The sequence below is a fragment of the Actinomadura rifamycini DSM 43936 genome (genome assembly GCF_000425065.1).
Classification (GTDB): domain Bacteria; phylum Actinomycetota; class Actinomycetes; order Streptosporangiales; family Streptosporangiaceae; genus Spirillospora; species Spirillospora rifamycini.
Map to the genome: position 1 here is coordinate 154,847 of NZ_KE384300.1, position 16,477 is coordinate 171,323.

13 protein-coding genes are annotated in these 16,477 nt (G+C 74.2%); 7 read left to right on the forward strand and 6 right to left on the reverse strand.

Annotated features, from left to right (window positions below; translation table 11 throughout):
• Positions 1–25 precede the first annotated feature (25 nt).
• Positions 26–1,246 carry an ROK family transcriptional regulator gene (locus H505_RS0134130; protein ID WP_026405526.1) on the forward strand — a complete coding sequence of 407 codons (1,221 nt, stop codon included), beginning with the start codon at positions 26–28 and terminating at the stop codon, positions 1,244–1,246.
• Positions 1,247–1,346: 100 nt separating this feature from the next.
• On the opposite strand, the gene H505_RS50400 is transcribed toward H505_RS0134130, so the two are convergent.
• Positions 1,347–1,484: a hypothetical protein gene (locus tag H505_RS50400; RefSeq protein ID WP_157433243.1), complete on the reverse strand. Its 138-nt coding sequence runs from the start codon at positions 1,482–1,484 to the stop codon at positions 1,347–1,349.
• Positions 1,485–1,594: 110 nt separating this feature from the next.
• Entirely contained in the window at positions 1,595–2,233 is a 639-nt protein-coding gene (locus tag H505_RS0134140; protein ID WP_051301483.1) for a TetR/AcrR family transcriptional regulator, read from the reverse strand.
• Positions 2,234–2,338: 105 nt separating this feature from the next.
• Here H505_RS0134140 and H505_RS46250 point away from each other — a divergent pair, with 105 nt between their 5' ends.
• Positions 2,339–3,316 (forward strand): DMT family transporter, encoded by a 978-nt coding sequence (locus H505_RS46250; RefSeq protein WP_051301484.1) that lies wholly within the window; start codon positions 2,339–2,341, stop codon positions 3,314–3,316.
• Here H505_RS46250 and H505_RS0134150 read toward each other — a convergent pair.
• Positions 3,305–7,888 (reverse strand): ATP-dependent helicase, encoded by a 4,584-nt coding sequence (locus tag H505_RS0134150; RefSeq protein WP_026405528.1) that lies wholly within the window; start codon positions 7,886–7,888, stop codon positions 3,305–3,307. The genes H505_RS46250 and H505_RS0134150 overlap by 12 nt on opposite strands.
• A 113-nt stretch (positions 7,889–8,001) precedes the next feature.
• On the opposite strand from H505_RS0134150, the gene H505_RS46255 reads away from it, so the two are divergent.
• On the forward strand, positions 8,002–9,309 hold the full coding sequence (locus tag H505_RS46255) for an alpha/beta hydrolase (RefSeq protein WP_051301485.1): 1,308 nt from the start codon (positions 8,002–8,004) through the stop codon (positions 9,307–9,309).
• A 10-nt stretch (positions 9,310–9,319) separates the two neighbouring features.
• Complete coding sequence (locus H505_RS0134160; protein ID WP_026405529.1) at positions 9,320–9,514, forward strand: DUF3046 domain-containing protein; 195 nt, start codon at positions 9,320–9,322, stop codon at positions 9,512–9,514.
• 50 nt (positions 9,515–9,564) lie between these two features.
• Here the strand turns inward: H505_RS0134160 and H505_RS46260 are convergent, their stop codons facing one another.
• The 3 genes from H505_RS46260 to H505_RS0134175 form a co-directional block, all read right to left on the reverse strand.
• Entirely contained in the window at positions 9,565–10,770 is a 1,206-nt protein-coding gene (locus tag H505_RS46260; RefSeq protein WP_199748181.1) for a glutathionylspermidine synthase family protein, read from the reverse strand.
• A 4-nt stretch (positions 10,771–10,774) separates the two neighbouring features.
• The gene (locus H505_RS0134170; RefSeq protein ID WP_245592707.1) at positions 10,775–11,083 is read right to left on the reverse strand and encodes a hypothetical protein; all 309 of its coding nucleotides are present in this window, start codon (positions 11,081–11,083) and stop codon (positions 10,775–10,777) included.
• A gap of 131 nt (positions 11,084–11,214) precedes the next feature.
• Positions 11,215–12,084 carry an ATP-grasp domain-containing protein gene (locus H505_RS0134175; protein WP_026405531.1) on the reverse strand — a complete coding sequence of 290 codons (870 nt, stop codon included), beginning with the start codon at positions 12,082–12,084 and terminating at the stop codon, positions 11,215–11,217.
• A 245-nt stretch (positions 12,085–12,329) separates the two neighbouring features.
• On the opposite strand from H505_RS0134175, the gene recA reads away from it, so the two are divergent.
• From recA to rny, 3 genes are all read left to right on the forward strand, one after another.
• The gene (recA, locus tag H505_RS0134185; RefSeq protein WP_026405532.1) at positions 12,330–13,448 is read left to right on the forward strand and encodes a recombinase RecA; all 1,119 of its coding nucleotides are present in this window, start codon (positions 12,330–12,332) and stop codon (positions 13,446–13,448) included.
• 133 nt (positions 13,449–13,581) lie between these two features.
• Positions 13,582–14,127: a recombination regulator RecX gene (gene recX / locus H505_RS0134190; protein WP_051301487.1), complete on the forward strand. Its 546-nt coding sequence runs from the start codon at positions 13,582–13,584 to the stop codon at positions 14,125–14,127.
• Positions 14,128–14,847: 720 nt separating this feature from the next.
• Positions 14,848–16,407: a ribonuclease Y gene (gene rny / locus H505_RS0134195; RefSeq protein ID WP_425248282.1), complete on the forward strand. Its 1,560-nt coding sequence runs from the start codon at positions 14,848–14,850 to the stop codon at positions 16,405–16,407.
• The last annotated feature ends 70 nt before the right edge of the window (positions 16,408–16,477 follow it).

Here is a 16,477-nt window from a genome sequence, read left to right on the forward strand (position 1 = left end):
ATTGAGACATCGAGGGGTGCCAAGCATGGCCAGACGCCCGGGAACGCCGCGGCTGCTGCGTGAGCTGAACGACCGCGCGGCGCTGGACCTGCTCGTGGAGCAGGGGCCGCTGACCCGCGCGCAGATCGGCGAGCACACCGGGCTGTCGAAGGTCACCGCCTCCCAACTGCTGTCCAGGCTCGAGGAGCGGGGGCTGGTGGCGGTGGTCGGGGAGCAGGCCGGGGGGCGCGGCCCGAACGCCGCCCTGTACGCCGTGGTGCCGTCGAGCGCCTACGTCGCGGGCCTCGAAGTGGGGCCGTCCAGCGTCACCGCGGGCGTCGCCGACATCACCGGCCGGATGGTCGCCCAGGTTACCGTCGACCCGAACGGAGCGGACGATCCGGTCAAAACCGTACATAGTGCCGTAGTGAAGGCGTGCCGGTCGGCGAAGGTGGCCCTCGGACGGCTGAGCGCGTTCGTCATCGGCACCCCCGGCGTCGTCGACCCCCGCTCCGGCGACGTCCAGTTCTCCTTCGACCTGCCGTCGTGGCACGAGGGCGTCCTCGCGGGGCTGCGCACCGACCTGCGCCGCCCGGTGACGATCGAGAACGACGTCAACCTCGCCGCGCTGGCCGAGCGCGCGTACGGCGCCGCGCGCGACGCGGACGACTTCGCGCTCATGTGGTTCGACCGCGGCATGGGCCTGTCGGTGATGCTGGGCGGGCGGCTGCACCGCGGCCGCTCCGGCGGCGCGGGCGAGATCGGCTACCTGCCCGTCCCGGGCGTGCCGCTCCCGCTCGGCGCGGCGCGCCGCCTGGAGGGCGAGGGCGTCACCGAGTCGACCACCTGGGGCAAGGCGGCCCTCGCCGGCGGCTACGGGTCGCTCGTCGGGGCGGACGCGGTGCGGGCGCTCGCCCACGAGCACGGGATCACCGAGCCGACCGCCCTGGAGTGCGTGCGCGCCGCCGTCGCCGACGAGGAGCGCGGCGGGCGGTTCCTGGACGAGCTGGCCGTCCGCATCTCCTACGGCGTCACGTCGGTGAACATCGTGCTCGACCCCGGTCTGGTCGTGCTGTCCGGGTACCTCGGGCAGGCGGGCGGCGCGCCGCTGGCCGCCCGCATCGAGCGGGCGGTGGGCCGGCTGAGCCCGACCCGCCCCACGGTCGCGGTGACCGAGGTGGAGGGCAACCCGGTGCTGCGCGGCGCGGTGCACGCGGCCCTGGAGCAGGCGCGCGACGACGTGTTCTCCGCCGAGACCGAAGACTGAGCGCGTGCCGCGCCGGCCCCGGAGACGCCGACGCCCCCGCCGACCGTCCGGCGGGGGCGTTCGCGTGTTCCGGTGCGCGGCGCGCCGCGCGGGCGCGCCGCTACTTGGCCGTGGCGACCGGCGCGTCGGCCGGTTCCTCGTGGCGCCGCGGGTCGTTCAGCGCGCGGTCGATGACCGTCTGGCTGATGATCTGGCGCCTGCGCCGCAGCGCGGCGGCCCTCCGAGCGGTAGGTGTCATGCGATTCCCCGTTCCGCGGCGAGCCCTTCCCCGACTCCCCGCATCCCCGTACCCCTTCATCATCCCAGAGAAAGGGGCCCGGGGTATCCGCCGGAAGGAGGAATCCGCCATCAGACTTCCCGCGTAGGCGGGGTCGAACGGGAAAGGATCGCGTCCGCCGCGGCGCGCGCGAGAGAGGCCGCGTCCCGTACGCCGCCGACGCTGTAGGCGACGTTCGCGCCCTCGTGGACGATCGCGAGCTGCTCGGCCAGTGTGCCCGCGGCGTCCTCCCCGGGGAGGGCCCGGACGAGCCGGGCGTACAGCTCGCGCGTCCACGCCTTCTGCTCGGCGGCGAGCCCGTGCACGGGGTGGGACGGGTCGGGCAGCTCGGCGCAGGCGTTGACCATCGAGCAGCCGCGCTCCGCCCCCGCGGCGAGCCATTCGCCGAGGACGTCGAACGAGGCGAGGACGCGCTCGCGCGGGTCGGCGACGGCCGCGAGCCGCTCGTCCACGAAGGCGCGCCAGCGCTCGTCCCGGCGGCGCAGGTACGCCATGACCAGCGCGTCCTTCGAGCCGAACCGGTCGTAGACGGTCTTCTTCGTGACGCCGGCCTCGGCCGCGACGAGCTCCATCCCGACGGCGGTGATGCCGCGCTCGTAGAAGAGGTCGCTCGCGACCTCGAGCACCCGGCGGGCGGCGGGCGTCAGGGGGCGGTCCCGGGCTGTGGCCTGCGGCGTGGCGGGTGGTGTGGCGGGTGGTGTGGCGGGCATCGCGGCGGCTCCTTCGCGTGACGTACACCACGAGTATACCCACCGGTATGGGTAGTGTAGCTATACCGGTATGTATACCTCGATCGTCCGAGGAAGGACCCCCGCATGGCACCGCACCGCACGGACGCCCTGCTCGGCGCCGGATTCGTCGTCCTGTGGAGCTCGGGCTTCATCGGCGCCGAACTCGGCGCGCAGAGCGCGCCCACGAGCACCCTGCTCGCCTGGCGGTTCATCACCGCGCTCCCGGTCCTCGCGCTGTGGTTCGCCTGGCGGCGGCCGCGCATCCCGCGCCGCGACCTCGCCCTGCACGTGCTGATCGGCCTCCTCGGGCAGGTCGGCTACCTGTACGGCGTCTTCGAGGCGTCCCAGCAGGGGGTCGACGCGGGCGTCAGCAGCCTGGTCGCCGCGTTGCAGCCGCTCGTCGCGGTCGCCCTCGCCGTCCCGCTGCTCGGCGAGACGATCGGCCGGTGGCAGGCCGCCGGGTTCGTCGGCGGGCTCGGCGGCGTCGCGCTCGTGGTCGGCGGGGAGCTGGGCGGCGGCGCGCCCGCCTGGGCGTACCTGCTGCCGTTCGGCGCGATGCTGAGCCTGGTCGCCGCCACCCTCGTCGAGCGCCGCGCCCGCCCGGCCGCCGGCGTCATGGAGGCGCTGACGATCCAGGCCGCGGTGAGCGCCGTCCTGTTCTCGGGCCTCGCGGCGGCCGAAGGCGCGCTCGTCCCGCCCGCCGAGCCGGACTTCTGGGGCGCCGTCGCCGTCCTGGTGGTGCTCGCGATGTTCGGCGGCTACGGCCTGTACTGGGTCAACGTCCGCCGGACGGGCGTGGCCCGGGTGTCGGCGCTGCTCTACCTGACGCCGCCCACCACGATGATCGGCGGCTGGGCGCTGTTCGGCAGCACCCTGCCGCCGCTCTCGCTGCTGGGCGTCCTGGTGTGCGCCGCCGCCGTGACCGTGGCGCTCCGCGGAGCCCCGCTGCGCCGACGGGATCAGGCGGCTCCTCGTGGGGAGACGACCCCCCGCACCCCCCGGACCGACCCCGTGGGCTCCGCTCCGCGGAGCTCCGCTGCGCGAACGGGATCAGGCGCGTAGCCGCAGGCCCTTGGGCGTCGGGTGGAAACCGGCCGACTCCAGCGCGGCGGCGAGCGGCGACCCGGCGATCGCGGCGCCGTCCGCCCGTTCCACGGTGAGCTTGCCGAGCGCGCCCTCCCGGACGGCGAGCGCCAGCGCGTCCACCGCCGGCTGCAGGACTTCGGCGTCGCCGTCCCAGGTCAGCAGCGTGCGCCCGCCGCGCTCCACGTAGAGGACCAGCCGGCCCTCGACCAGCACGACCAGCGCCCCGGCCTTGCGGCCCGGCTTGTGCCCGCTGATCGCCTCGTCGTCGCGCGGCGGCCACGGCAGCGCGGCGCCGTACGGGTTGGCGGGGTCGGCGGCGGCCAGGACGAGCGCCCGGTCGGCCCGCTCCCGCCGGGAGCCCGGATGCGGAGCGGGCGCCTCCCACAGCGCGGACAGGTCGTCCGGCGCCGCGGGCGCGGCGGGGCGCAGCGCGCGGAGCCGGTCGACGGCGCCCGGCAGCGCGAACTGCGCGGCGCCGAGCCCCTCGACGAAGTAGCCCCGGCGGCACCGCCCGCTCTCCTCGAACGCGCGCAGCACCGGGTAGACGCCGGCGAACCCGCCGGGCGTCCGCTCCGCCGCCACCGCGCCCCGGATGACGATGCCGTACCGCTCCAGCAGCGCCTCCGCCAGCGCGGTCGACCGCAGCGTCGCGGTCCCCTCCCGGTCCGGCAGCGGCCACCAGCGGCCCGCGACCGTCGGCGGGCCGGTCCGCGACGGGAGCACCGGACGGCCCCGCCGCGCCGTCCGCGACCGGTGCGTCGGCCGTCCCGACCCGAGCGCGGCGCGCAGCGGAGCCAGCGTGTCGTTGGTGAGCACCCCCGCCCACACGAGGTCCCAGACGGCGGTGACCAGGTCGGCGTCGGCGGCGGTGACGTCACGGTTCACCCGGTCGGACAGCGTGCGGAAGAACAGCGCGCCGCCGTCGCCGAGCGCCGCCAGCACCGCCTCGTGCACCGGCGTGATCGTGATCTCCGCCGGCTCCGGCATGAGCAGCGGCGCCGTGTCGGCCAGGTACAGCGCGATCCAGCCGTCCCCGCCGGGCAGGCCGCCCTGCCCCGCCCAGACGACCTCGCCCGCCGACGTCAGCTCGTCCAGCATGGCGGGGGAGTAGCCGGGCACCCGCGCCGGCAGGACGAGCGTCTCCAGCGCGGACGCCGGGACGGCCGCGCCCTGCAGCTGCTCGATCGCCTGGACGAGCGCGTCGACGCCGCGCAGCCGCGACCCGCCGGTCACGCCGTGCCACGCGGGCAGGAACCTCCCCAGCGACTCGGGCGGGGACGGCTCGACCTCCGCGCGCAGCCGCGCGAGGGAGCGGCGCCGCAGCGTCCGCAGCACCCCGGCGTCGCACCACTCGTTCGTCAGCGGCCCGGACACCGCCCCGACCGGCAGGAACTCGCCCTCCGCGACGCGGCCGGCGGCGGCGAGCCGCCGCAGGGTCTCCACGACCACGGCGGGGCCGAGCCCGAACCGCGCCGCGGCGTCGCCCGCCCGGAACGGGCCGTGCGTCCGCGCGTACCGGGAGACCAGGTCGCCGAGGGGGTCGTCCACCGGCTCCAGGAACGCCTCCGGCACCCCGACGGGCAGCGGCGCGCCGAGCGCGTCGCGGAGCCGCCCCGCGTCCTCGATCGCGGCCCAGTGCTCGGTGCCCGCGACGCGCACCCGGATCGTCCGCCGGGTCGCCTCCAGCTCCGCCAGCCAGTGCGCCGACCCGGTGCCGAGTGACCGGTCGGCGACCTCGGCGGTCGTCAGCGGGCCGAGCGCGCGCAGCAGGTCGGCGACGCCCTCCAGGTCGCGGGCGCGCCGGTCCTCGGCGAGGCGCTGCAGCTCGCGTTCGGTGTCGGCGACGACCTCCGGGTCGAGCAGCTCGCGCAGGTCGGCCTGGCCCAGCAGCTCCGCCAGCAGCGAGGTGTCGAGCGCGAGCGCCTGCGCGCGGCGCTCCGCGAGCGGCGAGTCGCCCTCGTACATGAACGCGCCGACGTAGTGGAAGAGCAGGGACCGCGCGTACGGGGACGGCTGCGGCGTCTCGACCTCCACGAGCCGGACCCGCCGCCCCGACACGTCCCGCATGAGCTGGACGAACCCGGGGACGTCGAACACGTCCTGCAGGCACTCGCGCATCGTCTCCAGGACGATCGGGAACGACGGGTACTTGCTCGCCACCGACAGCAGCTGCGCCGCCCGCTGCCGCTGCTGCCACAGCGGCATCCGCTTGCCGGGCCGGTTGCGGGGCAGCAGCAGCGAGCGCGCCGCGCACTCCCGGAACCGGGCCGCGAACAGCGCCGACCCGCCCAGCTCGTCGACGACGATCCGCTCGACGTCGTCCGGGTCGAACACGGCGACGTCCAGGCCGGGCGGGTCCTCCATGTCGGGGACGCGGATGACGATGCCGTCGTCGGCGTGCATCGCCTGCGCGTCGACCCCGTACCGCTCGCGCAGCCGCCCCGCGATGGCGAGCGCCCACGGCGCGTGGACGCGCGCGCCCAGCGGCGAGTGCACCACCATCCGCCAGTCGCCCAGCTCGTCGCGGAACCGCTCCACGACCATCGTCCGGTCGTCGGGCAGGTGGCCGGTCGACTCCCGCTGCTCCGCGAGGTACGACACGAGGTTCGCGGCGGCGAACCCGTCCAGCCCGGCGGCCGACACCCGCCCGCGCGCGTCGTCCTCGGGCAGCCCGGACAGCTCGCGGGTGAACGAGCCGAGAGCGCGGCCCAGCTCGGCGGGGCGGCCGAGCGCGTCGCCGTGCCAGAACGGCAGCTTGCCCGGCTGCCCCGGCGCCGGCGACACCAGCACCCGGTCGGGCGTGATGTCCTCGATGCGCCACGAGCTGGCGCCGAGCACGAACACGTCGCCGACGCGCGACTCGTAGACCATCTCCTCGTCCAGTTCCCCGACCCGCGACGCCTTCTCGCCGACGAGGAACACGCCGAACAGGCCGCGGTCGGGGATCGTCCCGCCGCTGGTCACCGCGAGCCGCTGCGCGCCGGGACGGGCGTTGAGCGTGCCGTTCACCCGGTCCCACACGAGGCGGGGCCGCAGCTCGCCGAACTCGTCGCCCGGGTAGCGGCCCGCGAGCATGTCGAGGGTCGCCTCGAGCGCCGAGCGCGGCAGCGTCGCGTACGGGGCGGCCCGCTTGACCAGCGCCTCCAAATCGTCGACCGGCCACTCGTCCATCGCCGTCATCGCGACGACCTGCTGCGCCAGGACGTCCAGGGGGTTGCGGGGGTACCGCAGCTCCTCGATCTCGCCGCCGCGCATCCGCTCGGCCACCACGGCCGTCTGCACCAGGTCGCCGCGGTACTTCGGGAAGATCACGCCTTTGGAGACGGCGCCGACCTGGTGGCCGGCGCGCCCGACGCGCTGCAGCCCGTTCGCCACCGACGGCGGCGACTCGACCTGGACGACCAGGTCGACCGAGCCCATGTCGATGCCCAGCTCCAGGCTGGACGTCGCCACGACCGCGGGCAGCCGCCCCTCCTTCAGCGCGTTCTCGATCGCGGCCCGCTCCTCCTTCGACACCGACCCGTGGTGCGCGCGGGCGATCTCCCCGGGGGCGCCCTTCGCGGCCCCGGCCTGCGCCATCGCCTCGGCGGGGGTGTGGTCCCCGGGGAGCGCCTCGCCGGTCGCGCGCTCGTACGCCAGCTCGTTGAGCCGCCCGCAGAGCCGTTCGGCGAGCCGCCGCGAGTTGGCGAAGACGAGCGTCGAGCGGTGCGCCTCGATCAGGTCGAGGAGGCGGTCCTCCACGTGGGGCCAGATGCTCCGCTGCCGCGGGTCGGCGGCGCCCGCGTCGTCGACGAACCGGCCGACCTCGCCCATGTCCTCGACGGGGACGACGATGTCGAGGTCGAAGACCTTGTCGGACGGGGGCTGCACGACCCGCGCGGGCCGCGTCCCGCCGAGGAACGCCGCGATCTCCTCGGCCGGGCGGACGGTCGCCGACAGCCCGATCCGCTGCGCGGGCCGCTCCAGCAGCGCGTCCAGGCGCTCCAGCGACAGCGCCAGGTGCGCGCCGCGCTTGGTGCCCGCCACCGCGTGCACCTCGTCGACGATGACGGTCTCGACGCCGCGCAGCGACTCGCGCGCCTGCGAGGTGAGCAGGAGGAACAGCGACTCGGGCGTGGTGATCAGGATGTCGGGCGGCTTCGCGGCCAGCCGCCGCCGCTCGTCGGCCGGGGTGTCGCCCGACCGCATGCCGACCCGGACGTCCGGTTCGGGGAGGCCGAGGCGGCGCGCGGCGTGCCGGATGCCGGTCAGCGGCGCCCGCAGGTTGCGCTCCACGTCCACGGCCAGGGCCTTCAGCGGCGACACGTACAGCACGCGGCAGCGGCGCAGCGGGTCGGTGTCGGGCGGGGGACCGGCGGTGAGCCGGTCGAGCGACCACAGGAACGCCGCGAGCGTCTTGCCGGACCCGGTCGGCGCCACCACGAGCGTGTTGTCGCCCCCGGAGACGGAGTCCCAGGCGCCGGCCTGCGCGGCGGTGGGTGCGGCGAACGCCCCCGAGAACCACTCGCGGGTCGCCGGGGAGAAGCGTTCGAGCACGTCACCGCCCATGGCGCCATCTTGCCTCGCGGGTCCGACAGAACGGGAAGCGGGTGGCGCGCGTCACATTGTAAGCAAGCGCTTGTCAGGGCAGTGTGGGCGGCGACCGCCCTCAGGGAGCCGCCATGCCGTACGCCCTCCTGGCCCTCGGGATCCTGTTCGCCGCGCTCGCCGTCAACGCGCACCGCCCCGCCAAGAACCCCGTGCTGCTCGCGCCGAGCTTCTTCGCGGGCTGGTGGGCGATCGAGCTCGCGCCCCACCTGCTCGCCGCCGAGGCCGCCGCGCTCGCCCTCGCGGCATGGAACGGCGGCCTGGCCGGCCGGGCCGGTTGGGCCGGCCTCCTCCTCGGCGTCGCCGGGGCCGCCGGCCTCGCCGGGACCATCGCCGTCTCCCGCCGGACGACCGTCACCCTGCGGGAGAGCGGCGTCCCGTTCGAACTCGACCCCGGGCCCGCGCCCCGCTACCCGCGCTCCCACCTGGTCGTCCCGCCGCTCTGCCTCGTCCCGCGCAAGGGAGTGCGGGTGACGCGCGACATCGCCTTCCACGAGGACGGACGGCTCCGCCTGAAGCTCGACGTGTACCGGCCCTCCGCCCCGAAGGACGAGGGAGACGGGGGAGACGGGGGAGCGCTGCGCCCGGGGCTCATGCAGATCCACGGCGGAGCATGGATCATCGGCGACAAGCGCGAGCAAGGCCTGCCCCTGCTCAACCACATGGCCGTCCAAGGCTGGGTGGGGTTCAACGTCAACTACCGGCTCAGCCCCCGCGCCACCTGGCCCGACCACCTCGTCGACCTGAAACGCTTCCTCGCCTGGTACCGCGAGCACGCGGCGGACTACGGCGCCGATCCCGACTTCCTCTGCGTGACCGGCGGTTCCGCCGGAGGGCACCTCGCCGCCATGGTCGCGCTCACCGCGAACGACCCCGACTTCCAGCCCGGCTTCGAGGACGCGGACACGTCCGTCCAGGGCGCCGTCCCCTTCTACGGCGTGTACGACTTCTGCGAGCCCGGACCCTGGCCCGTCCCCTTCGGCTCCACCAGGCTCGTGGAGCGGTGGATCGTGAAACTGCCGTTCGCCGAGAACCGCGACGTGTACGCGAAGGCGTCACCGGTCACCCATGTCCGCGAGGACGCGCCGCCGTTCCTCGTCGTCCACGGCAGCCACGACTCGCTCATCCCCGCCCCCGAGGCCCGCCGGTTCGTCGAACGGCTCCGCGCGGTCTCGCGCGCGCCCGTCCTGTACGCGGAGATGAAGGGCGGCCAGCACGGGTTCGACGTGTTCCCCTCCTACCGGACCGCGCGCGTCGTCGAAGGCGTCGAGCGGTACCTCACCGGCCTGCACCGCCAGTACCGGCAGGGGACGGGACCGGCCGTGCCCGGCGAGGTCGCCGAGTCCCTCGACAGGTCCGCGCAGGACGGTCCCGTCGGATAGCGTGGGAGGCGTGCGGCTCACGGTGTTCTGGGAACGGATGAACGAACAGTTCGGCAAGGGCTACGCCGAGAGCGTCGCCAAGGACTACGTCATCGCCGACCTGGGCGGACGCACCATCGAGCAGGCGCTCGCCGACGGCGAGTCCGCGAAGCGGGTCTGGCAGGCCGTCGTCGCCACGTTCGACGTCCCCTCCCGGCTCCAGTAGACCCCGGCTTCAGCAGGCCCCGGCTCCGGCGGGCCGCGGCTTCGGGGAGGTCACCCCTTCCGGAGCGACGTCCTCTCCTTCACCAGCGACGTCTTCGCCGGAGCCACGACCCGGTGCGGGACGAACGACGACGTGTCGTCGGTGATGAGCCCCGACGTCTCCCGGATGCCGATCCCGGCCGCCGCGTCCTGCACGACCCACGCGCCCAGCACCGGACGCTCGCCGTCGAAGTCCGGCAGCGGGCAGAACTCCTGGAACACGAACCCCTCCGCGCCGTAGTCGCCCTGCGTGCGCTGCTCGCCGCCGTCCGGCGTCACGATCCGCATGCTCGCGCCCTCCCGGCCCAGCAGCGGCTTCTGCACGTACGACGTCAGGTTCGACGGGGTGTTCAGATACGTCGGCAGCAGGTTCGGGTGGTCGGGGAAGAGCTCCCACAGCAGCACCAAGAGCGCCTTGTTGGACAGCACCATCTTCCAGATGGGCTCGATCCAGGACGTGGACGCGAACCGGATGTTGCGGCCGAACGGCTCGGCGACGATCCACTCCCACGGGTACAGCTTGCAGAGCGTCCGGATCTCCCGCTCGTCGAGGTCGACGAACCGGCGGTTCGCCGCGTCCCAGCCGACGTCCTCCATGGCGATCGCCGTGCCCGGGAGCCCCGCCTCCTCGGCGGTCTCCTGCATGTAGGCGATCGTCATGACCTCCTCGCCGCTCTCGTCGTCCGTCGTCCAGGCGAAGTGCGCCATGTCCCCGTCGACGCTCGGCGCGATGTCCTTCCAGCGCGCGACGAGACGCTCGTGGATCGAGTTCCACTGGTCGTCGTCCGGATAGACGTCCTGCAGCCAGAACCACTGGACGACCGAGCTCTCGACGAGCGCCGTCGGGGTGTCGGCGTTGTACTCCAGCAGCTTCGCGGGGCCCCGCCCGTCGTAGCGCAGGTCGAACCGCCCGTACAGGTGCGGGTCGCGGCGCCGCCAGGACGCCTCGATGAGCGGCGCGACCCACTCGGGGATGCCCAGCACGTGGTAGCGGCCGGTGGACACCACGTGCTCCACCACCTGGAGGCACATGTCGTGCAGTTCCTCGACGACCCGCTCCAGTTCGAGGACCTCGTCCAGATCGAAGACGTAGTGCACCGACTCGTCCCAGTAGGGACGGCTCAGGTGCTCGGGGTGCGCGGTGCGGTGGAACGCGAGCCCGTGCGACTCGACCTTCTCCGCCCAGCCGTCCCGCGGCGTCGAACGCATGCGGCGCACCGGATCAGCCCCCGCCCCCGCCGCGGCCGCCGAACCCGCCCCGGCTCAGCGTCGTCCCGTTCCTGGACTTGATCGTGCCCTTCGGCCGGACCGACGAGCCGCCCGACGCGTAGCCGTTGCGGACGCTGCCGCCGTAGTACCAGTAGTACTGGCCGTACGAGGTGCCGCCGTCGATGTCGTCGCGGTCGCAGTTGAAGTCGGACACCACCTTGCGCCCGCCCGGGTCGTCGCGGTCGACGCAGCGGGCGACCGTCGACTTCGACCCGCAGGCGACCAGGGTCACCGAGAGCGCGCTCACCATCCCGACCTTCACGGCACGGGATCTGAGCCGGCGGGCGGGCTCCTGAGGCGGCATGAAGAGCACATCCCTTCGGTGTACGGAGGTTTTGAGAGAGTGAGACGCGGCGAAACGGAGCCTGGTTCCCGCTGGAGCGAAACAAAGGACTAATCGGGCACCGGGAGGTGGGCGAAAAGGTCCATCGCGTCCACCGTGGAGGGCAGGTCGCTGACCTGGCCGTCGCCGACCTCCACCACGCGCCACCGGCCGTCCGACCGGCGCGCCAGGTCGGTGGTGATGAACCGGCAGCCGAGCGCCCGCACGGCGGGCGCCACGTCCGCGACCTCCGGGACGGGCTCCACGTCGGGGCTGTCGGGATGCGGCCCCACCAGCACCGGCTCGCCGTCCACCCACCACACGCGCGCCTCGCCCGCGCCGGCGTACTCCTCGAACTCCCGCACGACCAGCCCGCCCGCGAGGAAGTCGCCGCGCAGGGCGATCATCTTCGCGGCGACGTCGCGGAGCCGGGCCGCGTTGTGCACGTCGGGCACGAAGCACGCCTCGTCCCACTCGTGCTTGCACGACTTCACGTAGTCCTTCACGACGCCCGGGCCGGGGCTCAGCGGGCGCACCAGCTCCGCCAGCTCGGCCGCCCCGCCCGGGTCGCCGCCCGGCGGCAGCGGCCGCCACACGCTGGGCGGCGTCAGCCCGGCGAACGTGTCGTGCCACCCCGGCAGCTCGTGGGCGCGCCGGTAGTCGTCCGGATGCGTCAGCAGCGTCGCCCCGCGCGCCTTCAGCGCGGCCGCCAGCGCCGCGTACTCGCCGGCCGACAGCATCCAGCCCCGGTACCAGACGGCGCCCAGGCCGTCCGGCACCCGGCGCACCGCCTCGGCGGCGTCGCCGCGCTGCGCCGCGTCGTGGTCGATCAGGGCGATCTCGCCGTAGTGGTCCCGCACGGCCGCGGCCTCGCGGGTGAAATGGGGGTCAACGCGCCGGGGGTGCAGCGGATCGACGCAGAAGAGGACGGTCAGCGTCATGATGGGATACCCCTCCGTGGACGGAGCCAGCGTACGGGGGCCGACCCCGGGCGCGCACGGAGATTCCGGCCGAAACGGCGCACCGGACGATGATCGAACGAGTGTTCGGTAAGCTGGTCCCCGCCCGCGCCGTCGTCCACAGGCGCGCCGGGCGGTCGAAAATGTCGGTGGCCCGCCGTAACGTCGCCCTCGACATCGCAAGCAGCGGCCAGAGAGCCGACAGTCACGACGAATAAGGACATCTCATGGCAGCGAACGACAGGGAGAAGGCTCTCGAGACCGCCCTCGCGCAGATCGAGCGGCAGTTCGGCAAGGGCTCGGTCATGCGGATGGGCGAGGAGGCCCGGGCGCCGGTCGAGGTGATCCCGACCGGCGCGATCTCCCTCGACATCGCGCTCGGCATCGGCGGGCTGCCCCGCGGCCGCGTCGTCGAGGTCTACGGGCCGGAAGGCTCCGGCAAGACCTCGATCGCGCTGCACGCCGTGGCCAGCGTCCAGAAGAAGGGCGGCATCGCCGCGTTCGTGGACGCCGAGCACGCCCTCGACCCCGAGTACGCCAAGAAGCTCGGCGTCGACATCGACGCCCTGCTGGTCTCCCAGCCCGACACCGGCGAGCAGGCCCTCGAGATCACCGACATGCTGATCCGCTCCGGCGCGATCGACATCGTCGTCATCGACTCCGTCGCGGCGCTCGTCCCGCGCGCCGAGATCGAGGGCGAGATGGGCGACAGCCACGTCGGCCTCCAGGCCCGCCTGATGTCGCAGGCGCTGCGCAAGCTCACCGGCGCGATCAACCAGACCAAGACCACCGCGATCTTCATCAACCAGCTCCGCGAGAAGGTCGGCGTCATGTTCGGCTCCCCGGAGACCACCACCGGCGGCCGGGCGCTGAAGTTCTACGCGTCCGTCCGGCTGGACGTGCGCCGCATCGAGACGCTCAAGGACGGCACCGAGGCCGTCGGCAACCGCGTCCGGGTCAAGGTCGTCAAGAACAAGATGGCCCCGCCCTTCCGGGTCGCCGACTTCGACCTGCTGTACGGCCAGGGCATCAGCCGCGAGGGCGGCCTCATCGACCTCGGCGTCGAGCACGGGTTCGTCCGCAAGTCCGGCGCCTGGTACACCTACGACGGCGACCAGCTCGGCCAGGGCAAGGAGAACGCCCGCAACTTCCTCAAGGCCAACCCGGACATGGCCGACGGGATCGAGAAGAAGATCAAGGAGAAGCTCGGCATCGGCCCGAAGGTCGACAAGGAGGCCGAGCCCGTCCCGGCGGACGCCGCCGCGGCGCCCCCGGCCCCCGCCGCCGCGCCCGCCAAGACGACGGCCGCGAAGAAGACCGCCAAGGCCAAGGCCGGTGATTCCTGACGGTGAATCCCGCGATATGGGTGACTCCTGACGAAGAGTAAGCGATGATCTCGTATGTAGGGCGGCGGCGCCTGACCCGGCACCGGCGCGCCGGTGTCCGGACCTTCCCCGGTGGCGCCGCCGCTCGCGCGGCATGAACGGCGACCCGAACGGCGACGCCCCGGCGGCCGAGGCGCGTGACCCGGAGTCCCGGGCCCGCGACATCTGCCTGCGGCTGCTGACCGGCTCCCCGCGGACCCGCGCGCAGCTCGCCGACGCCCTCCGCCGCAAGGACGTCCCGGACGACGTCGCCGAGCGCGTCCTGTCCCGGTTCACCGACGTCGGGCTCATCGACGACGAGGCGTTCGCCCAGGCGTGGGTGCGGTCCCGGCACGCCGGCCGGGGCCTCGCCAAGCGCGCCCTCGCCGCCGAGCTGCGCCGCCGCGGCGTCGCCGACGAGACCGTCAACGACGCCGTGGAGGCCCTCGACCCCGCCCGCGAGGAGGAGACCGCCCGCGCCCTCGTCGCCCGCCGCCTCCCCGCGACCCGCGGCGTCGACCCCGCCAAGCGGATGCGCCGCCTCGTCGGCATGCTCGCCCGCAAGGGCTACCCGCCCGGCCTCGCCTACCGCGTCGTCAAGGACGCCCTCGCCGCCGAAGGCGCCGACCTGGACGACGCGGAAGACCCTCCCTTCGACTGACCCGCCCGCCCCGGGCCCGGCCCCGGCGCCCCGTGCCCGGCTCCGGCTCTGACTCCCGGCCCCGCGCCCTGCGCCCGGTGCTCCGGCGCCGGGCCCCGGGTCCCGGCGCCCGGCCCCGGAGCCGGTCCGGGCGACCGGCAAGGGTGTTTCGCCCGGCGCCCGACTCCGGGTGCCCGGCCGCGGAGTCCTCGCCCGGCGTTCGGTCGTTCGACGGTCCGGGGGTTCGGGCGGGGTTTTGGACTTGGGGGAAGCGGGGCGGGGGTGACCGCAAATGGGGGACGGCGGGGGAATCCGAGGGGCGTTCGGTTTTCCGTCGGGGGCGCCCTCGGGCGGGCCGGCGGCGGGCGCGGCGGCGCTGCCTGCGGTGATGCGGGACACGGGGCGGTAAGGAAGGCATCACGTTCGCGTGCGGTTAGTCCGGATTGCCCCGTGTTTGCTTGCTCATTACCTCCATGCCGCTTACCGTTACGGCAGTGAGGAGTTACTCCGCCTAGTGCGGATTGCCATAGGACCGAACACGTTCGAGCAGCTGAGAGGCATCAGGGACACGTTCGCCGATCTGGACTCGGCCGGATCTCCGGGACGCGCGCGGCGCGGCCCGGTGATGGCGTCGCCGTGTCCTCGGCCGTCCAAAGGGCGCGAGTAAATCCTCGCTAGGCAGGGTTCCGAACTCCGGACGGGACCCGACGGCGAGGAAGGATCTGCCTCATGGAGAGCGTCCTGCTGGGTGCAGCGCTGCTGGTGACCCTGGTCGCTCTCGTCATCGTGATCCTGTGGCGCCCCGGCGCGCCGGGGAAGGCCGCGGCGGAGCTGGCGCTCGCGCGGAGCGAGGCCGACGAGGTGCGGGCAAGCGCCGAGCGGCAGGGCCGCGAGCTCCTGGACCGGGCCGAGGGCGAGGCGCGGCGGCTCGAGTCGGAGTCCCGCGCGGCGGCCGAGCGGGAGGCCGCGGCCGTCCGGGACGAGCTGCGCGCCCTCCGCGAGGACCTCGAGCGCCGCGAGGCGCGGCTGGCCGAGCGGGAGCGGCGGCTGGACGGCGAGGCGCGGCGGCTGGAGACGTGGTCGGGCCGGCTCACCGTCACCGAGCGGACCCTCGAGGAGCGCGGGCGGGAGCTGGACGGCGTCGAGGAGGCGCGGCGGCTGGTCCTGGAGCGGGCGGCGGGGCTCACCGCCGAGCAGGCCAAGGCCGAGCTGGTCGCGACCATGAAGAACCAGGCCAAGCGCGAGGCCGTCCCCCTCACCCGGGAGATCGAGAACGCGGCGCGGCAGGAGGGCGAGAAGCGCGCCCGCAAGATCGTCACGCTGGCGATCCAGCGGATCGCGAGCGAGCAGACCGCCGAGTCGGTCGTGTCGGTCCTGCACCTGCCCGGCGACGAGATGAAGGGCCGGATCATCGGCCGCGAGGGCCGCAACATCCGGGCGTTCGAGACGACCACCGGCGTGAACCTCATCATCGACGACACCCCCGAGGCCGTCCTGCTGAGCTGCTTCGACCCCGTGCGCCGCGAGGTCGGGCGGCTGACGCTGGAGAAGCTCGTCCTGGACGGGCGGATCCACCCGCAGCGCATCGAGGAGGTCTACGAGCGCAGCAAGCGGGACGTCGAGCAGCTGTGCGTGCGGGCCGGCGAGGACGCCCTGGTCGACGTGGGCATCGCCGACATGCATCCGGAGCTGATCGCGCTGCTCGGCCGGCTGCGGTACCGGACGTCCTACGGCCAGAACGTCCTCAAGCACCTGATCGAGTCGGCGCACATCGCCGGGATCATGGCGGGCGAGCTGCGGCTGCCGGTGGACATCGCCAAGCGCGGCACGCTGCTGCACGACATCGGCAAGGCCCTCACGCACGAGGTCGAGGGCAGCCACGCGCTGATCGGCGCGGAGATCGCCCGCCGGTACGGCGAGCCCGAGGACGTGGTGCACGCGATCGAGGCGCACCACAACGAGGTCGAGGTGCGGACGGTGGAGGCGGTCCTCACGCAGGCCGCGGACGCCGTCAGCGGCAGCCGTCCGGGCGCGCGGCGGGAGTCGCTGGAGGCGTACGTCAAGCGGCTGGAGCGGCTCGAGGAGATCGCCCGGGACAAGCACGAGGGCGTGGAGAAGGTGTTCGCGATGCAGGCGGGCCGCGAGGTCCGGGTGATGGTCAAGCCGGACGCGGTCGACGACATCCAGGCGCAGGTGATCGCCCGCGACATCGCCAAGCAGGTCGAGGACGAGCTGACCTACCCGGGGCAGATCCGCGTGACCGTCGTGCGGGAGTCGCGCGCCACCGAGTTCGCCCGCTGACCCGCCCGCCGACTACTTGGGCGGAAGTTCAGATGTAAGACGGATGTCCGCAAGCTCCCGCGATGATCAT